This window comes from Tateyamaria omphalii, assembly GCF_019802125.1.
Taxonomy (GTDB): domain Bacteria; phylum Pseudomonadota; class Alphaproteobacteria; order Rhodobacterales; family Rhodobacteraceae; genus Tateyamaria; species Tateyamaria omphalii_B.
Map to the genome: position 1 here is coordinate 366,888 of NZ_JAHVHT010000003.1, position 17,454 is coordinate 384,341.

The 17,454-nt window shown below is 61.7% G+C and carries 15 protein-coding genes and 1 tRNA gene; 6 read left to right on the forward strand and 10 right to left on the reverse strand.

Translation table 11 applies throughout. The annotated features are described in order from the left end of the window. Positions 1–84: 84 nt before the first annotated feature. Positions 85–160: transfer RNA gene (locus KUV51_RS14195), tRNA-Thr, on the reverse strand. A gap of 130 nt (positions 161–290) precedes the next feature. Between KUV51_RS14195 and KUV51_RS22285 the strand changes: the two genes are divergently transcribed. After that, positions 291–1,082, forward strand: coding sequence for a type IV pili methyl-accepting chemotaxis transducer N-terminal domain-containing protein (locus KUV51_RS22285; RefSeq protein ID WP_222522289.1), 792 nt, complete (start codon positions 291–293; stop codon positions 1,080–1,082). Between the two features lie 3 nt (positions 1,083–1,085). Here the strand turns inward: KUV51_RS22285 and carB are convergent, their stop codons facing one another. Continuing rightward, complete coding sequence (gene carB / locus KUV51_RS14205; protein ID WP_222522290.1) at positions 1,086–4,418, reverse strand: carbamoyl-phosphate synthase large subunit; 3,333 nt, start codon at positions 4,416–4,418, stop codon at positions 1,086–1,088. 171 nt (positions 4,419–4,589) lie between these two features. Between carB and KUV51_RS14210 the strand changes: the two genes are divergently transcribed. Next, positions 4,590–5,261 carry an HAD-IA family hydrolase gene (locus KUV51_RS14210; protein WP_222522291.1) on the forward strand — a complete coding sequence of 224 codons (672 nt, stop codon included), beginning with the start codon at positions 4,590–4,592 and terminating at the stop codon, positions 5,259–5,261. Here the strand turns inward: KUV51_RS14210 and KUV51_RS14215 are convergent. Both KUV51_RS14215 and KUV51_RS14220 read right to left on the reverse strand, forming a co-directional pair. Next, positions 5,258–6,505 carry an SAM-dependent methyltransferase gene (locus tag KUV51_RS14215; RefSeq protein WP_222522292.1) on the reverse strand — a complete coding sequence of 416 codons (1,248 nt, stop codon included), beginning with the start codon at positions 6,503–6,505 and terminating at the stop codon, positions 5,258–5,260. The two genes, KUV51_RS14210 and KUV51_RS14215, sit on opposite strands and share 4 nt — an antisense overlap. A 64-nt stretch (positions 6,506–6,569) precedes the next feature. Beyond that, entirely contained in the window at positions 6,570–7,334 is a 765-nt protein-coding gene (locus tag KUV51_RS14220; protein ID WP_222522421.1) for an alpha/beta fold hydrolase, read from the reverse strand. Positions 7,335–7,410: 76 nt separating this feature from the next. On the opposite strand from KUV51_RS14220, the gene KUV51_RS14225 reads away from it, so the two are divergent. Together KUV51_RS14225 and KUV51_RS14230 are read left to right on the forward strand one after the other, a co-directional pair. Then, positions 7,411–7,785: a hypothetical protein gene (locus tag KUV51_RS14225; RefSeq protein ID WP_222522293.1), complete on the forward strand. Its 375-nt coding sequence runs from the start codon at positions 7,411–7,413 to the stop codon at positions 7,783–7,785. A 15-nt stretch (positions 7,786–7,800) separates the two neighbouring features. After that, positions 7,801–8,793 carry an NAD(P)H-binding protein gene (locus KUV51_RS14230; RefSeq protein WP_222522294.1) on the forward strand — a complete coding sequence of 331 codons (993 nt, stop codon included), beginning with the start codon at positions 7,801–7,803 and terminating at the stop codon, positions 8,791–8,793. A gap of 15 nt (positions 8,794–8,808) precedes the next feature. On the opposite strand, the gene glyA is transcribed toward KUV51_RS14230, so the two are convergent. Beyond that, positions 8,809–10,104: a serine hydroxymethyltransferase gene (gene glyA / locus KUV51_RS14235; RefSeq protein ID WP_222522295.1), complete on the reverse strand. Its 1,296-nt coding sequence runs from the start codon at positions 10,102–10,104 to the stop codon at positions 8,809–8,811. Positions 10,105–10,286: 182 nt separating this feature from the next. On the opposite strand from glyA, the gene KUV51_RS14240 reads away from it, so the two are divergent. Both KUV51_RS14240 and KUV51_RS14245 read left to right on the forward strand, forming a co-directional pair. Beyond that, positions 10,287–11,048, forward strand: coding sequence for an NAD kinase (locus KUV51_RS14240; protein WP_222522296.1), 762 nt, complete (start codon positions 10,287–10,289; stop codon positions 11,046–11,048). A gap of 128 nt (positions 11,049–11,176) precedes the next feature. Next, positions 11,177–12,193, forward strand: coding sequence for a hypothetical protein (locus KUV51_RS14245; protein WP_222522297.1), 1,017 nt, complete (start codon positions 11,177–11,179; stop codon positions 12,191–12,193). Positions 12,194–12,200: 7 nt separating this feature from the next. Here the strand turns inward: KUV51_RS14245 and KUV51_RS22290 are convergent, their stop codons facing one another. The 5 genes from KUV51_RS22290 to KUV51_RS14270 all read right to left on the reverse strand — a co-directional run bounded on the left by KUV51_RS22290 (position 12,201) and on the right by KUV51_RS14270 (position 17,393). Beyond that, positions 12,201–12,962, reverse strand: coding sequence for an SPOR domain-containing protein (locus KUV51_RS22290; RefSeq protein ID WP_315898832.1), 762 nt, complete (start codon positions 12,960–12,962; stop codon positions 12,201–12,203). Between the two features lie 779 nt (positions 12,963–13,741). Continuing rightward, positions 13,742–14,374 (reverse strand): uracil phosphoribosyltransferase, encoded by a 633-nt coding sequence (gene upp / locus KUV51_RS14255; protein ID WP_222522299.1) that lies wholly within the window; start codon positions 14,372–14,374, stop codon positions 13,742–13,744. A gap of 147 nt (positions 14,375–14,521) precedes the next feature. Beyond that, positions 14,522–15,691 (reverse strand): phosphopentomutase, encoded by a 1,170-nt coding sequence (locus KUV51_RS14260; protein WP_222522300.1) that lies wholly within the window; start codon positions 15,689–15,691, stop codon positions 14,522–14,524. Further along, positions 15,691–16,998 carry a thymidine phosphorylase gene (locus KUV51_RS14265; RefSeq protein WP_222522301.1) on the reverse strand — a complete coding sequence of 436 codons (1,308 nt, stop codon included), beginning with the start codon at positions 16,996–16,998 and terminating at the stop codon, positions 15,691–15,693. Before KUV51_RS14265 ends, KUV51_RS14260 begins: the two co-directional genes overlap by 1 nt. Beyond that, positions 16,995–17,393 carry a cytidine deaminase gene (locus KUV51_RS14270; protein WP_222522302.1) on the reverse strand — a complete coding sequence of 133 codons (399 nt, stop codon included), beginning with the start codon at positions 17,391–17,393 and terminating at the stop codon, positions 16,995–16,997. Before KUV51_RS14270 ends, KUV51_RS14265 begins: the two co-directional genes overlap by 4 nt. Between the last annotated feature and the right edge of the window lie 61 nt (positions 17,394–17,454).

Below are 17,454 nucleotides of genomic sequence, written 5' to 3' on the forward strand. Positions count from 1 at the left end.
GCGGTGTCGCGCTGCCAAGTTGGCCGATTGTTCCAACTGGGCACGCTCAAACTCATGGCTGAGGCGCGAATGTCTGAACTGTTTTGGTGCCGCTGAAGGGACTCGAACCCCCGACCCCATCATTACGAATGACGTGCTCTACCAGCTGAGCTACAGCGGCCTGAGCGCGCGTTATACTGAATGCCGGGCGCAGGGCAAGTGTCATGCGACCGAAAATGAAGCAGCCGTCTTAAGGCGCCCTTAAGCCCCTTTGCCTTATCCGATGATGCAGAGCAGGCTTGGAGTAAGGCGTGAAATTTCCGGTTCATCTGATCATGATGCTGCCGTTGGCGTTCGCTGTCTGTGGACCGGCGTCAGGTGCGGATCGTGTGACTGTCAGGGATTGGGCAGACCAGGCGGTGCTGGTGCACCGCGTGACCAAATCCGTTTGCCTGCTGTTTGTTGGAGCGAGCACCTCGGTTCACTTGGATGATGTCGCGGAGTCCTCCGCCCGCCTCATGGCGCGGTCAGGAACTCTCGGAGTTGTTGGAGCCGTGGACCTGGCATTGGCGCAAGACGTGGCGACCATTACGCGATCCGCTCGACAAATCGCGGCGGGTGATCGCCACACCGTGGCGGTATCTCTCATGCTTCGGACAAATCCGGTACTTTCATCCAGATACCGGCAAAAGCGCGAGAATGCGCCGGCCAGTGTTGGGTCGGAATTTCGCGGGTCTTATGCGCTTGTTCAGGAACTGCGGGTGCTGTCGCAGAAGTTCCAGCGGGACCTGTGCCTGTTCTTGACCGAGCTTGCCCCGGACGATGCACACCATGCGCTGGCAGATGATATCGTACGCTTTGATCAAGCCATTGAACAGTTGATCAGCGGTGATACTGCTGCTGGGCTGGCCGCCGCGCCCAACATTCATATCAAGGTCGGACTGAGGAAAGTTGCGGCCAAGTGGGCAACATTGAAACCCATTCTGTTGACGGCGGCGGATGGCGATATGCCGGACCCGCGCGATGTCCAGCTTGCGTCGGTATTGGGCGACGCCATGCTCACAAACTTCGATGACGTATCTGACCGGTTTCAGGCCCTGTGAGGTCTAGCCCTGCAAAGCTTTGACGCCTACGTCACCTTGCGCCTGCTCTCGAATGGCGAGGGCCGCTGCGTACGCGCCAGCTGCCGTGGTGAAGTAAGGGATCTTGTCATAGAGCGCGATGGAGCGGATCGACTTGCTGTCCTCCACCGCCTGCGCGCCTTCCGTCGTGTTGAAGACAAGCTGTATGCCATTGTCCTTCATCATGTCGGTCACGTCCGGGCGCCCTTCATAGACCTTGTTCACCACGCCACAGGGCACACCGTTTTCTTCGAGCCATGCGGCTGTCCCCCGAGTTCCAACGGAGCTGAACCCAAGGCCGTGGAGGATCCGCGCCGCTTCCAGCATCTGGGGTGTCTTGTCCATGTCTTTGATCGAGATGAAGGTGCAGCCTGCATCCGGCAGCACCATGCCAGCACCCATCTGCGCCTTGAGAAAGGCTCGGGCAAATGTGCGATCCCAGCCCATGACCTCGCCCGTTGAGCGCATCTCGGGGCCAAGAATGGTATCGACGCCCGGGAACCGGGCAAAGGGAAGCACGGCCTCCTTGACCGAGAACCAAGGCATGTTCGGGTCTGCCAGTGTCATCGGATCTGCCAGTGGCAGAACGCTGTCATAACTGGCATCTGCGTCATATGCGGGGCGTTGCGGGAAGTTCGACAGCGGCTCACCTGCCATGACGCGTGCAGCTATGGATGCGATGGCGCTGTCTGTGGATTTTGCCACGAAAGGTACGGTGCGCGATGCACGCGGGTTCACTTCGATCAGGAAGATGTCCTCATCCTTGATTGCGAATTGCACGTTCATAAGCCCAACCACGTTCAGTGCTTTGGCCAGCGCATGGGTTTGCTTCTCGATCTCGGCAATCACATTGGTCGAAAGGGAGTAGGGGGGCAGGGAACATGCGCTGTCGCCCGAATGCACGCCAGCCTCTTCAATGTGCTGCATGATGCCTGCAACATGCACGTTTGTGCCGTCACACAAGGCGTCGACATCCAGTTCGACCGCGCCTGCTAGGTAGCTGTCGAGCAGAACCGGACTGTCGCCAGAGACGACCACAGCCTCGGAGATGTAGCGCTCCAGGCTTGCCTGATCGCGCACGATTTCCATGGCACGACCGCCCAGGACATAGGAGGGGCGGATAACCAGCGGGAATCCGATATCACCTGCGATTTCAAGAGCTTCTGCATCGGAATGCGCAATTCCGTTCTTGGGCTGTTTCAAACCCAGATCGTTGACCAGCGCCTGGAACCGCTCACGATCCTCTGCCAGGTCGATCGCGTCGGGCGTGGTGCCCAGTATCGGAATGCCTGCATCCTCAAGCGCGTTCGCCAGTTTGAGCGGTGTTTGTCCGCCGAACTGTACGATGACGCCGTGCAATGTGCCGTTGTCCTGTTCCACCCGCAGGATTTCCATGACGTGTTCAAAGGTCAGCGGCTCGAAATACAAGCGGTCCGAGGTGTCGTAGTCGGTCGAGACCGTCTCGGGGTTGCAGTTGACCATGATGGTTTCGTAGCCCGCATCCGTCAGCGCAAAGCAGGCGTGACAGCAGCAGTAGTCGAACTCGATCCCTTGGCCGATCCGGTTGGGACCACCCCCTAGAATGACCACTTTTTTGCGCTCGGATGGGCGTGCCTCGCACTCGACCGCGCCGAAGACTGGCGTTTCGTATGTCGAGTACATGTACGGCGTTTGGGCTTCGAACTCGGCGGCGCAAGTGTCGATCCGTTTGAACACGGCGCGTACGCCCAGATTTTCGCGCGCCCGGCGCACCTGCGCTTCGTCTCGTCCGGTCAGTTGGCCCAGCCGCGCATCGGTAAAGCCCATCATCTTGAGCGCGCGTAAACCTTCTTCGGTCACCGGCAGACCGGTGTCGCGCATCTGTGCTTCTGCGTCGACGATTTCGCGAATGCGGGCAAGAAACCAGGGGTCGAATTTGGTCGCGGCGAAAATGTCGTCATCGCTCAGCCCATGACGCATGGCTTGCGCGATCAGACGCAACCGATCCGGGGTCTGGGCGGAAATGGCTTTGACCACTGCCGCCTTGTCCGGTGCGCCGGGGATGTCGATGTCATCCAGACCTACAAGACCGGATTCCATTGACGCCATCGCCTTCTGCAGCGACTCGTGGAAGGTGCGGCCAATCGCCATGACCTCGCCCACTGATTTCATCGCCGTAGTCAGCGATGCTTCGGAGCCAGGGAATTTTTCGAACGCAAATTTCGGGATCTTTGTGACGACATAGTCGATTGTCGGCTCGAAGGACGCTGGTGTCACCTTGGTGATGTCGTTGTCGAGTTCATCCAGCGTGTAACCAACGGCCAGCTTGGCCGCGATCTTGGCAATCGGGAAACCCGTGGCCTTTGATGCAAGGGCCGAGGACCGCGATACGCGCGGGTTCATCTCGATCACGACCATGCGCCCGTCTTCGGGATTAATCGCCCACTGCACATTCGATCCGCCGGTTTCCACGCCGATCTCGCGCAGTACCGCGATCGAGTGGTTGCGCATGATCTGGTATTCTTTGTCGGTCAGCGTCAGGGCAGGGGCCACGGTGATGGAATCGCCGGTGTGCACGCCCATCGGGTCCACGTTTTCGATGGAACAGACGATGATGGCGTTGTCGGCGGTGTCGCGCACCACCTCCATCTCGTACTCTTTCCAGCCCAGAAGGCTTTCATCGACCAGGATTTGCCCGACCGGAGAGGCGTCCATGCCCGACCGGCAGATCGCTTCGTAGTCATCGCGGTTGTACGCCACACCGCCGCCCGTGCCGCCAAGGGTAAAGGCGGGGCGGATGATCGCCGGCAGGCCAATCTCTTCCAGCGTTTCGAGTGCGATGGCGACGCCTGCACTCAGGTCCTTGTTGCCGTTGTCGTCCTTGGGTGCGGTCACGATGGCGGCACGCGGGTTTTCGATTCCCAGCCGGTCCATCGCCTCGCGGAACAGCTTGCGGTCCTCCGCCATCTCAATGGCGTCGCGCTTCGCGCCGATCATTTCGACCCCGAACTTGTCCAGCACACCCATTTCTTCGAGCGCGAGGGAGGTGTTGAGGCCGGTCTGCCCACCCATCGTGGGCAACAGCGCATCAGGGCGTTCTTTCTCGATGATCTTGGCAACGACTTCGGGCGTGATCGGCTCGATATAGGTGGCGTCGGCAAGGCCCGGGTCGGTCATGATGGTGGCCGGGTTCGAGTTGACCAGGATCACCCGGTATCCTTCTTCCCGTAGTGCCTTGCAGGCTTGCGCGCCTGAGTAGTCAAACTCGCATGCTTGCCCGATCACAATGGGACCCGCGCCGATGATCATGATCGACTTGATGTCGGTACGCTTTGGCATCGTGGCCCCCCAAATATGCAAATTGTCCTGCCTTATAGGGATGGCGAACAAAGGTGCAAGAGGGTGCAGGCATGCGTTCGTTAAAAAGCGCGCGGGGTGGTGGAACTCTTTGGCCGGCGCAACAGTTTCCGGGATGTGCGCGGCCACAATCACTCACAAGGGAAAACAGATATGTCCTATTCTGCACTGCTTTTGGGTTCTATCGGCGTTTTGGCGGAAACGTCCGACATGCAGCGGCGCGCCTTTAACACCGCGTTCGAGATGAATGAAATGGACTGGCACTGGGATGAAGAGGCGTATCGCGCCTTGCTGGAAGTGCCTGGCGGGAAGGCCCGCTTGAACTACTATGCAAAGGCCCAGTCGGTCGAAGTTGATATCGACGCGATTTACGAAGCGAAGCTGGAAGTCTTCGAAACCGTGCTGGCCGACGGCGTGGATCTGCGCCCCGGCATCGCCGATCTGATCGCTGAGGCACAAACCCAGAAGATGAAAATCGGGTTCGTCACCGCAACTGATCCACGTCAGGTCGCAGCGCTTCTCAAGGGGCTGCAATCTACGGTTGACCCGTCCATATTCGACTTCATCGGCGACAGGACAATCGCGGCCCGCACCAAACCTGCGCCCGATATCTACAATGAGGCTTTGCGCCAATTGGATGTCACGGCAGGTGACGCGCTTGCCATCGAAGACATGCCGGAAAGTGCGCAAGCGGCGGTCGCGGCGGGCATTCGTACCTTGGCCTATCCGGGTGAGCCGGCGCGCAACCGGTCGTTTGGTGACGCGGTTGAAGTCATAGACTTTCCGCATGCCTCACTTCTGCGCGGTGCCGCTGTCGCGGCCTAGGCATCTTCGGTTATCCGCGACCTTGCAGCAGTGGAATCTGGTGACTCCGCACCATACAGATAGTCGCGGATCAACGGCACCGCGTCGCGCCGATGCGCCAGTTGCAGATGATAGACGGCCTGCATCTGGTGCTCGAACGCTAAAATACAAACGGTCAGGTAGTAGCGGAACATGCGCACGAAGCGGTCGTCATAGGTTTGCGCGATCTCGTCTAAGTGCGCCTCGAACCGCTCACGCCAATGGCGGATGGTCTTGGCATAATGCAGGCGCCACACCTCGATATCGGTCTGCCACAGGCCGGACCGTTCCATCGCAGGCGCCAACTCGGACAGCGACGGGACATAGCCACCGGGGAAGATGTATTTGTTGATCCAGGATGAGTGCGCCATAGGCGGTGCGGACCGACCGATGGTGTGGATCAGCGCCACACCATCCTGGTCCAGCAACTCCGCGACGCGCCCGAAATAGGTGTCGAAATTCGGCACGCCAACATGTTCAAGCATGCCCACCGACACAATCCGGTCAAAGGTACCCGTTGTGTGGCGGTAGTCTTCCAGCCGGAACTCGATCTGATTTGACAGCCCGGCCGTTTCGGCGCGTCGACGGGCCGTGGCCAGTTGGTTCTCACTCAGCGTGATGCCGGTGACATGGCAGCCATGGTCACCTGCCAGCGTCAATGCCATGCCGCCCCACCCGCAGCCGATGTCCAGCACCCGCATCCCGGGCTCCAAGCGCAACTTGCCTGCAATGTGCGCCTTCTTGGCCACCTGGGCGTCTTCCAGCGTCATGGCGTCGTCGCGGAAATAGGCGCAGGAGTACTGCATGTCCTCGTCCAGAAACAGCCGGTAGAGATCGTCGGAGATGTCATAATGATGCGCCACGTTCTTGCGGGCTGCGGCGGGGGCGTTGTTCTGGATGAAGCGGCGCATATGGAACCGGACGCGGTTCGCCATCACGACCCATGAAGGAATATGACCCTTGAATCGGTTGCGCACTATAATCGTCAGCGCGTCGTCGAGCGTGCAATTCCGAGGCGTAATCGTGCCGTTCATGTACCCTTCGCCAAGGCCCAGATCGGGGTTCACGATCAAGGCGCGCAATGTTGCTGTATCAGCGATGGCCAGATGCGCGGAACCGCCCGTATCCGGCCCATAGTCGCGTGTCGTTCCATCCGGATAGGTCAGGCTCAAACGGTCCTCGACCATCATGCCGGTTAGAAAACGGTCAAGCAGCGTATCCCACATGATCGCACCCTTGCAGTCACTCCCTGCATAAAATCTGGGGCGGGCACTGGGGTTACGTCAAGGGTCAGGCGCCTGGGGCGTCCAGATAGGCGCGCACGGTGCCCTCGAATGCCCGCGGATCGTCCGCATGCAACCAATGCCCTGCACCGGGGATCTTGACGAAACGGGCAGCGGGAAAGAGCGCGCGTATGGTGGGCCGACGCTCGGCTGTGACGTAGTCACTCTGCCCACCAGACAGGAACAGGGTGGGGCCGTCGAAGTGCCCCGATACCTCTGGAAAACCAAGGATCGCAGGCATGTTTGCAGCCAGCGCGTCGATGTTCAGCCGCCAGCGTTGCTCGGTCACGTCGAGCGATTGGGTCAGAAAACTGCACAACGCGGGCTCGATGCCTTGTGCAGCCAACTGCGCATTTGCGTCGGACCGGCGCGTGACCGAACTCAGATCAACGGCCCGCATTGCCTCAATATATTGCATCTGGCTGTGGCCGTAGCTGACCGGCGCAATATCGCCGACAACCAGCCTGTGCACCGTTTCCGGTCGCGACAGCGCCAGCATCATAGCGGCCTTGCCACCCATGGAATGGCCCACGACATCCATCGGGCCGCCCAGCGTGTCGATCACCTCGGCCAGATCAGCAGCCAGATCGTCATAGCCATGAGCATCGGACCAAAAGCTGTGTCCATGATTGCGCATGTCCACGGTGATAACGCGGCGGGTGTCGGCAAGGCGCTTGGCGATCACGCCCCAGTTTCGCCCTGAACCATAAAGGCCATGGGCAATCAAAAGCGGGATCCCGTCGGCGTCCCCATGTTCGGAATAGCTGAGCATGGGCCAAGGCTTAGCGACATCGCGCCGCCCATGCCAGAGGCATTGAGCACCGGCGGGCGCCGGGATAGAAAACCGCATGGAAACACAAGACAGTATCCAGGCGCGCGCCGACCGTATCCAAACCGCGCTGCATGCCGCTTTCGGTGTGCGTGGCAAATCGCTGTCCGCCGCATTGCGCAAAACGGGTCGTCGCCTGCCCAGACGCTTGCAGGCCGACGCGCGCCAGATCCTTGATGCCCAAGGGTTCGGCGGGCACCCAAAGCTCATGCGGCAGGTGGATGGGTCTGCGCTGAAAGCGGCCGAGGATCGCGTGCTGACCTATCTCGACGGGATCGACCGGGCGGACCGACGCAAGGGGTTCTGGCTGGGTGTTGCTGGTGCCATCGCCTTTAACATCCTTTTGGTGCTGGCGGGCGTCGTCTTCTGGATGTGGTGGGCCGGTCATGTCTGAGCGGCGGAGGACGCCTTGACAGGCGGCGACGTGTCGATCCGAAGCGGCTCCAAACGGGTTCTGGTTTTCGGCGCCACGGGAACGATTGGTCGGGCCACAACAGCCGCACTGATCGCCCAGGGCCACGAAGTGACCTGCTTTCTGCGCAAACGCTCCGAAGCTCCTGCGTCGCTATCGGGTGCGCTGCTGCGATACGGTGACGTGATGGACCAGGCGTCAATCTGCGACAATGGGTTTGGCGACGTGCCATTCGACGCCGTGATCTCCTGCCTCGCCTCCCGCACCGGGGCACCGGCCGATGCGTGGGCCATCGACCACCGCGCAACCGTCAACATCATCGAAGCTGCAAAGGCAGCAGGAACGCCCCAGATGGTGCTTCTCTCGGCCATTTGTGTCCAGAAACCGCGCCTCGCATTCCAGCACGCCAAATTGAAGGCCGAGGCTGCGCTGGTGGAAACCGGCCTGGCCTATTCGATTGTGCGCCCCACGGCCTATTTCAAATCGCTGGCTGGACAGATCGCGCGCGTGCAGCAGGGCAAGCCCTACCTGCTGTTCGGGGATGGCGAATTGACGTCCTGCACTCCGATCAGTGATCGCGACCTGGGCACTTACATGGCCGACTGTCTTACCAAGCCTGAACGATGGAACCGGATCCTGCCCATAGGCGGCCCCGGCCCTGCGCTGACGCCGAGGGCGATGGGGCAGCATCTGTTTGACCTGTTGGGTCAAAAGCCACAGTTCAAACATGTGCCCGTCGGCATGATGCGTACCATTGCTGGCGGGCTGGGTGCCGCGAGCCGGATTGTCCCGCCGCTAGCGGCAAAGGCTGAATTCGCGCGGATCGGCCTCTACTACGCGACCGAGTCCATGCTGGCGCTCAATCCGGACACTGGCGAATACGACAGGGATGCCACGCCCGTGACCGGGAGTGACACGCTCTTCGACTATTACGCCGCTGTCTTGCGTAGCGATGCGTCGGTCGAGCGTGGGGATCACAGCGTGTTCTGAGACCTCCGGCCGCTTTTAAAGGTTAGGATACAGCGGGAAGCGGGCGCACAGCTCGCCGACTTCTGCCTTGACCTTGGCTTCGACTGCGCTGTTGCCGTCCTCGCCGTTCGCAGCTAGCCCATCGACCACCTCGATGATCCAGTCGCCAATCTGGCGGAATTCCTGCTCACCAAAGCCGCGGGTCGTCCCGGCGGGGGAGCCAAGACGAATGCCCGACGTAATTGTCGGCTTTTCGTCATCAAACGGCACGCCGTTCTTGTTGCAGGTGATGCGCGCGCGGCCCAGTGCCTTTTCGGTGGCATTGCCCTTCACACCCTTGGGACGCAGGTCCACCAGCATCACATGCGTGTCGGTGCCGTGGGTCACGGTATCAAGCCCGCCTTGGTGCAATTGATCGGCAAGCGCCTGAGCGTTCTTGATCACTTGCTGCTGGTAGAGCTTGAACGACGGGTCCAGCGCTTCACCAAACGCCACAGCCTTGGCCGCGATCACGTGCATCAACGGGCCGCCCTGAATGCCGGGGAAGATGGCGGAGTTGAACTTTTTCGCCAGTGCCTCGTCATTGGTCAGGATCATGCCGCCACGCGGGCCGCGCAGCGTTTTGTGGGTCGTGGTCGTTGCCACATGCACATGCGGGAAGGGCGAGGGGTATTCACCCGCCGCGATCAGACCTGCAAAGTGTGCAACGTCGGCGAGCACATAGGCACCCACCTTGTCGGCAATCTCGCGGATGCGCGCAAAGTCGATGACGCGCGGGATGGCCGAACCACCGGCAATGATCATCTGCGGCTTGTGCTCAAGTGCCAGTTCCTCGATCTGGTCATAGTCGATGTCGAGCGTATCGCGACGCACACCGTACTGAACGGCGTTGAACCATTTGCCCGACTGGTTGGGGCGCGCACCGTGGGTCAGGTGACCACCGGCATCCAGCGACATGCCCAGGATCGTGTCGCCCGGTTGCAGCAGCGCCTGGAACACACCTTGGTTAGCTTGGCTTCCTGAGTTCGGCTGAACGTTCGCAAACCCGCAGTTAAAAAGCTGCTTGGCCCGCTCGATCGCCAGGTTCTCGGCGACGTCGACGAAATGGCACCCACCATAATAGCGACGGCCCGGATAGCCCTCGGCATACTTGTTGGTCATCACGCTGCCTTGCGCCTCCAGCACGGCGGCAGACACGATGTTCTCCGACGCAATAAGCTCGATCTCGTCCCGCTGGCGCCCCAACTCGTCGCGGATCGAGCCGAACAGTTCGGGATCACGGTCGGCCAAGGACTGGGTGAAAAAGCCGTCGGTGCGATGGGGCGCATTCATGGGAACTCTCCTACGTGGACTGAGTCGATTTGGTTGGCCGTTTCGTATCGGAAACCGACCGTTTGAGCAAAGGATGTATCCCGACCATTCGCCCACCGCCAGCGACAAAGCACGCTGGGCGCTGGTAAGGGGTGAAAAGATATGGTTCTTTCGGCGCAGAACGCACGCCATAGGAAACTGTAATGTCTATGAAGATCGCCTTTGCGGCCAGCCGCGCGCCCGTGGCCCAAACCGCGCGGGCGGCGTTGATCGGGCGTTATGGCAATGCGGAGCCCGACGAGGCCGACGTCATCGTGGCGCTGGGCGGGGATGGGTTCATGTTGCAGACCCTGCATGGGACCCAGCACCTGAACAAACCGGTCTACGGCATGAACCGTGGCACCATCGGCTTTCTGATGAATGAATATAGCGAATCTGGCTTGGTCGCTCGGCTCGAAGCGGCAGAGGAGGCAGATCTGAACCCGCTGTCCATGACGGCGTGGACGCCAGAGGGTGAAAGCCACAAGGCACTTGCCATCAACGAAGTGTCCCTGCTGCGCGCGGGCCCGCAAGCTGCAAAGCTGCGGATCACCGTAGACGGACGGCTGCGCATGGACGAGTTGGTGTGCGACGGCGCGCTGGTCTCTACCCCCGCAGGCTCTACTGCTTACAATTACTCGGCCCACGGCCCGGTTTTGCCCATCGGCTCGGACGTGCTGGCGTTGACGGCTGTCGCCGCCTTTCGTCCCCGCCGCTGGCGCGGTGCGCTTTTGCCCAAGATGGCAAAGGTCCGTTTTGACGTTCTGGAAGGGGACAAACGCCCGGTGATGGCCGAGGCGGACTCGCGATCATTTTCGAATGTGTCGGCAGTCGAGATTGAATCCGAGCCCTCGATCGTGCACCGCATTCTGTTCGACCCAGGCCACGGGCTTGAGGAACGGCTGATCTCCGAACAGTTCAACTGACCGCCGCCCCACCGGTCAAATCACGCCGCCTGCAAGCGGTCCTCCGTCATCGCTTGGCGCGGCATGAGCGGTCTGTTATCGTTTCGCCCACTCAAGAGGCAGAAAACAAAGCCCGCAGACCCACAGGTATGACTGCACTAAGCAAATACGACCGGCTCGAAGCAACGGGCCTTTGGCGCGCATCTGCGGAAGCCCAGCGGCGCGAGGTGATCGTGTCCGTGGGTGATGCCACGCTCGTGATCTCCGATCTGAACGACCGTGCGATCACGCACTGGTCGCTGGCTGCCGTTGAAAAAGGCGATCCACCGAGCAAGGGGGGCGCAACCTTTCATCCGGACGGCGATCCGGATGAGGTGCTGGAGCTTGGCCCGGACGAGGCGGCGATGATTGACGCCATTGACACGCTCCGCCGCGCGGTTGAGCGCGCCCGGCCGAAACCTGGCCGCTTGCGATGGCTCGGCGCGGCGATTTCGGTGTCTGCCGTTGCGGCGCTCGCCATTTTCTGGCTTCCGGGGGCGTTGGTAGATCATGCCATGCGCGTCGTGCCTGCCGTGAAAGAGGCCGAGATCGGCACGGCACTTCTGGCGCAGATCGAACGGGTGTCTGGTCAACCGTGCAGCAGCATCGAAGCACGGCCAGGTCTGGTCGCACTGGCCGGTCGTACGGGCGCGGCGCGCGTCGTGATCCTGCCCGGCGGCGTCCGCGAGGCACTGTTGTTGCCCGGCGGCACGGTCCTTTTGAACCGCGCGCTTGTCGAGGATTATGAAGAACCGGACGTGGCTGCGGGCTACATTCTGGCGGAACAGGCTCGCAGCGCGGCCAAGCCTCCGCTGCGGAAGCTTTTGGAACATGCAGGCTCGCGTGCGACGGCCACGTTGCTGACAACGGGGTCACTGCCTGCGCACACGCTTGAAACCTATGCAGAAGATCAGCTTTCAAACCTAGCGCGCGAGGTTCCGGCTGAAGCCCTGTTGCCGATATTTGCGGCGGCGAGCGTGCGCAGCACGCCTTACGCCCGGGCGCGGGATATTTCGGGCGAAGCAACGCTGTCACTGATCGAGGCGGACCCAATGGGCGCACAGACACCACCCCCGATCATGGTCGACCGGGACTGGCTGCAACTTCAGGCCATCTGCGGGAACTGACCAGAGGCTACCGCACAAAAGCGTCCGAGAAACCCGCTGCCCGGCTGCGCTGCAATCCGCGTGACAGGTCACCGGAAGAGGTAAATGGCCCGGCCAGAACCACTTGGTAAGATTTGCCTCCCCGTGTGACCCGACCGATCCGCGCAGGCAAACCAGCGTTGGCAATGCGCCGAGCGGCTGCTTGGGCGTTCGACGGTACTCCGAAGGTGCCAACTTGAACGTAGCGTCCCTTGGCTGACGCAGTGGGCGCCTTCGCCGCCGTTTTCGGCGCAGCTCGTACCGGCGTCTTTACAACAGGTGCAGCCGCAGATCGGGTCGAAACAACCGGCGCGCGCGCCTTTGCGTTCGTCTTTCGCTGCACCCGCTTCATCAATTGCCCGTTCCGCCGCACCAGGGTTACCGTGCCAAGTTCACGTTGCTGGGTCGCGATGTCCGTGTAGGGATAAACCAGCGGGACCGTAGCGGTCACATCGCGTCCGGTGCTGCGATCAATGAGGCGGCGCGGTACGGTTTGCGTCCAGACCATGCGCGTTTGCGCAATGCCGTTCAGCGACTGTTCCGCCCGGCGTGGGTTTAGGCGATCATCCTTCCAGACCGGGACATATCCTTCCGGCACGCGCGCGGCACGCTGCAAGGTACGCTGTTCGTATACATGCTTGGGAAGAACCCGTGTTTCAGGGCCGACAGCGGCTGAGCGTTGCGGTCTGACGACAACTGTTCGGGCCTGCGGTACGTCGATGCGCTGTACCGTGGGGCCTTGCGTCGTCACCGCCGACCGTTGTGCCGTGCTGCGCGCGAGCGGCTGCGGTCCGCACCGTACAGGTCCATGCTGACCGGAGTTGATGTAACGCGAACTAATGGGCGAGGCCCCTCGGCATGAGGGCGTTGCGCGCTGCGTCGTCACGGTGCGTGCCGGCGCAGGTGCAGGACGCGGCGCAGCTTGTACGACAGTCGGTTGTGCAGGCGGCGGTGCGACGCGGCGCACGACCGGAGCCGGTGCCACCGCGGCCGGTCGTCGAACGACGACGCGTGGCGCGGGTTCAGTTGCCGGTGCAGTCGTTGCCGCAGGCCGTGCCGTTCGCACCGTCGGCCGCGGTGCCGCGGTCGGGGCTGGGGCAGGTGCGGCCTCTGCCGTTGCCGTTGGTTGTGCGGGCGGCGCCACGGTGATCTGCTCGGGAGCGCCCCGTGTTGTACGGGTCGGTGTCGTGCGCGCAACGGCGGCAGCATTCGCCGACAAGCTTGGCGTCTGCCCGCAGATCAACTGGCGTTGGCGATTGACCCGAGGCACCCAGGTCACATTGCCATCAATGCCCGCTCGGATGAAAACGCACCCTTTGCTGTCGATATATTGGGTTCCGTTGAACGAAGCGGGCGGAAACTCCGCCGGTGTTTGCGCATTCCGCAAGGACTGCGCCTGGCCCATACCAACGGACAAAGACGCAGCAAGCACAGCCAAGGCTGCAATTCTGGTAAAACTCATCATATCCCCCACAAGATATGGGAGGCACGATGCCCGAACGCCGACGCTGAGTAAAGCAGCGATGCCCGCTATTTGGTGCCAAACATTCGATCACCCGCATCCCCAAGGCCGGGGACGATGTAACCGATGTCGTTCAAGCGGTCATCGACGGCGGCCGTAACGATCGGAACATCGGGGTGCGCCTCTTTCATCCGGGCGATTCCCTCAGGCGCGGCCAGCAAACACAGGAAGCGGATGTTGGTCGCGCCCGCCTCTTTCAGCTTATCGATGGCAGCAGCCGACGAATTGCCGGTGGCCAGCATCGGATCGACCGCGATGACCAGCCGATCTTCCAATGCTTCCGGCACCTTGAAGTAGTACTCGACCGGTTGCAGGGTCTCTTCGTCCCGGTACAGACCGACAAAGCCGACACGGGCCGATGGGATCAGTTCCAGAACCCCGTCCAGCAACCCGTTGCCCGCCCGCAGGATCGAGATCAGCGCCAGTTTCTTACCATCCAGCGTCGGTGCGTCCATCGCCTGCATCGGCGTTTCGATCCGCTTCGTGGTCATGGGCAAACCGCGCGTCACCTCGTAGGCAAGAAGCTGCGAAATCTCGCGCAAAAGCTGCCTAAACACCGCCGTCGGGGTGTCCTTGTCACGCATGATGGTCAGCTTGTGCTGGACAAGTGGGTGGTCAACGACGGTCAGATGATCGGACATGTGGCAGCTCCTTGAAACGCATCCTCTTTCTGCAACGCGGCGTCGTCGGGAACAATCCCTGTTTCTTCTGGCTGCAAATACTTCGGGGTTTGGGGCAGCGCCCCAACGCGTGTCAGCGCAGGAAAAATCGTGTGCGCCGCCAGGCGCTCATTCTGGTGACACGTCCAGATGCCGTGCCACCAGATGTGCGACGTCCTGAAAACCGATCAGCCCCAATTCCGCACCGTCGCCACCGTGCACAAGCACCGGCACCCGCTCGCGCGTATGATCGGTGCCAACCCAGGTCGGATCGTTCCCGTGATCCGCGGTCAGGATCAAAAGATCACCTTCGCGCAAGCGTGGCAGCAAACGGCCGATTTCGGCATCAAACCACTCCAGATGGCGGGCATATCCCGAAACATCCCGGCGATGACCGAAAAGGCTGTCGAACTCCACGAAATTGGCAAAGGTCAGGCTTCCGTCCTCGGCGGCGTCCACAAGGTCCGAGAGGTGCCCCATCAGATCGACGTCCGTCCCTTTTCGCACCTCGTCAAAGCCTTGCATGGAAAAGATGTCGCCGACCTTGCCGACTCCGTAGACGCGCCTGCCGGCATCCCGGACCCAGTTCGTCAGGATCGGCGCGGGCGGGGCAATGGCAAAGTCGCGGCGATTTACGGTTCGCTCAAACGCACCGTTGGTTCCGACAAAGGGGCGTGCGATCACCCGCCCGACGCGCATCTCGTGCAGCACGGGGGCCACACCGCGGCACAGGTCCAGCAAGCGCTCCAGCCCGAAATGCTCTTCATGCGCTGCGATCTGAAACACGCTGTCTGCGGAGGTGTAGCAAATCGGCTTGCCAGTCCGCACATGTTCCGCGCCAAGTTCCGCAATGATCGTGGTGCCGGAGGCATGGCAGTTGCCCAGGATTCCGTCCGTGTCGGCGGCCGCGCAAACGGCATCCACCACGCTGTCGGGAAAGGCAGGTGTTTCGTCGGGAAAATAGTGCCAGTCCCAGGGCACGGGCACACCTGCCAACTCCCAATGGCCCGATGGCGTATCCTTGCCACGTGACACTTCGGTTGCCGCCCCCCAAGTGCAGCCTGCGGAGCGCTGACCATTGGCAAGCGCCATCGCATCAAACAAACCCAACCGTTTCAGGTGCGGCACAACCAACGGTCCGCTGCGCCCATCTTCGGCCTTGCCTGCCGCGCAGGCTTCGGCAATGTGGCCAACGGTGTTGGCCCCCGTATCCGGCACGTCCCCGTTGAAATATGCACCGGCATCCGGCGCTCCGCCAATGCCGACGGAATCCATCACTACGAGAAACACGCGCGCCATCAGCCGATCCGCTCGGCAATCAGTTCGGGCAGGGTTGGAGGTTGCGCACCCACCCGGATCGCGGCCCGCACCGCCGCCTCTGCCCGGTCAGCGTCCGCAAAACGGGCCGCATGAATGACACAGAGCGGCTGGCCCTTCGACACCTTGGCTCCCAGACGCACGACATCCGACATCCCAACCGCCGGGTTAATGACATCGCTTTCCACCTTGCGACCCCCGCCCAGATCCACGACGGCCAGACCCAGCGCCTCACCGTTGATGGCAGTGATGTATCCCGACCCTTGTGCGGCAATCTCGCGAATGACGGTCGCTTCGGGTAAGAAGCGCGGCCAGTTTTCCACAAACTGCATCGGCCCGCCCTTGGCCGCGATCATGGCGCCGAAGCGCTCTGCAGCCCGCCCGTCTGCGATTGCCGACACGATGGCGTCTGCTCCGCTTTGAACATCCTTGGCCAGACCGCCATTCGACAACAGTACGCCCCCCAAGGCAGCACAGATCTCGACCAGTGGGCCCTGTGCCACGCCCGTCAGCACCCGCATCACTTCGGCCACTTCCAGCGCATTGCCCAGTGCAGGGGCCAGTGGCTGCGACATGTCGGTGATCAGGGCTGTGGTCTTGCACCCGGCCGCATTGGCCGTCTTTACCAGGGCATCCGCCAATGCGCGCGCATCCTCGGCGTCTTTCATAAAGGCGCCTGACCCCACCTTGACGTCCAGCACCAGCCCGTCCAGTCCGGCGGCAAGCTTTTTCGACAGGATGGAGGCCGTGATCAGGTCCATGCTTTCGACCGTTGCAGTCACATCGCGGACGGCGTAGAGCCGCCTGTCAGCTGGCGCGACTGTCGCGGTCGCTCCGACAATGGCGCACCCGGCACGCGCCATCACGTCCCTGAACCGCCGTTCGCTCAGCTGTGTCGACACGCCGGGAATGGCATCGAGCTTGTCGAGCGTGCCACCGGTGTGTCCAAGACCCCGGCCGGAAATCATCGGAACATATGCACCGCAGGCGGCGAGGGCAGGGGCGAGGACAAGGCTCACGCAATCCCCGACGCCGCCGGTGGAGTGCTTGTCGAGCACGGGGCCGTCCAGATCCCAATCTAGCACCTGACCGCTATCACGCATCGCGATGGTCAGGGCCACCCGGCCCACATCACCCAAGCCGTTCAGGCACACGGCCATGGCAAAGGCGCCCGCCTGCGCATCGCTGACAGAACCATCCGCCAGCCCCTGGGCAAACCATGCCAACTCATCCCGCGACGGCGTCTGGCGCTGGCGCAGCTTTGCAATAATCGACCGTGCGTCGCTCATGCGTCGCCGTCCATATGCGCCGCGCCAAAGGCACCGGGCAGCAACTCGGCGAGGGTCATCACCTGTTCGATCCCGCCCGTGGTCGCCATGGTGACCTTGACGTCACTGTCACCGAACTCGGCCAGTTTCTGGCGGCACCCGCCGCAGGGTGTCACGGGCATCGGGCTGCCCGCTACGACATAGGCTTCTATGATGCGGGTCTGCCCAGCGGCCACCATTGCCGCGATCGCGCCCGCCTCGGCGCATGTGCCTTCGGGATAAGCCACGTTTTCTACATTACAGCCCGAAAATACGGCTCCGTCGCCCGCCCGCAATGCCGCGCCAACCTTGAAATTCGAATAGGGCGCGTGCGCGTTTTCCCGCACCTTCAGCGCCGCCGCTTTCAACTCGTCCATGACCACCCTCGATTCCGGACCCTGACACTAGCCAAAGGGCGTTGCCTTGACCACTGCATAA

Bases quoted from the DNA above. Each gene is read 5' to 3' on its own strand.
- carB (WP_222522290.1), bottom strand. From the start codon at position 4,418: ATGCCAAAGCGTACCGACATCAAGTCGATCATGATCATCGGCGCGGGT.
- KUV51_RS14210 (WP_222522291.1), top strand. From the start codon at position 4,590: ATGTCCTATTCTGCACTGCTTTTGGGTTCTATCGGCGTTTTGGCGGAA.
- KUV51_RS14215 (WP_222522292.1), bottom strand. From the start codon at position 6,505: ATGTGGGATACGCTGCTTGACCGTTTTCTAACCGGCATGATGGTCGAG.
- KUV51_RS14220 (WP_222522421.1), bottom strand. From the start codon at position 7,334: ATGCTCAGCTATTCCGAACATGGGGACGCCGACGGGATCCCGCTTTTG.
- KUV51_RS14225 (WP_222522293.1), top strand. From the start codon at position 7,411: ATGGAAACACAAGACAGTATCCAGGCGCGCGCCGACCGTATCCAAACC.
- glyA (WP_222522295.1), bottom strand. From the start codon at position 10,104: ATGAATGCGCCCCATCGCACCGACGGCTTTTTCACCCAGTCCTTGGCC.
- KUV51_RS14240 (WP_222522296.1), top strand. From the start codon at position 10,287: ATGTCTATGAAGATCGCCTTTGCGGCCAGCCGCGCGCCCGTGGCCCAA.
- KUV51_RS14245 (WP_222522297.1), top strand. From the start codon at position 11,177: ATGACTGCACTAAGCAAATACGACCGGCTCGAAGCAACGGGCCTTTGG.
- upp (WP_222522299.1), bottom strand. From the start codon at position 14,374: ATGTCCGATCATCTGACCGTCGTTGACCACCCACTTGTCCAGCACAAG.
- KUV51_RS14260 (WP_222522300.1), bottom strand. From the start codon at position 15,691: ATGGCGCGCGTGTTTCTCGTAGTGATGGATTCCGTCGGCATTGGCGGA.
- KUV51_RS14265 (WP_222522301.1), bottom strand. From the start codon at position 16,998: ATGAGCGACGCACGGTCGATTATTGCAAAGCTGCGCCAGCGCCAGACG.
- KUV51_RS14270 (WP_222522302.1), bottom strand. From the start codon at position 17,393: ATGGACGAGTTGAAAGCGGCGGCGCTGAAGGTGCGGGAAAACGCGCAC.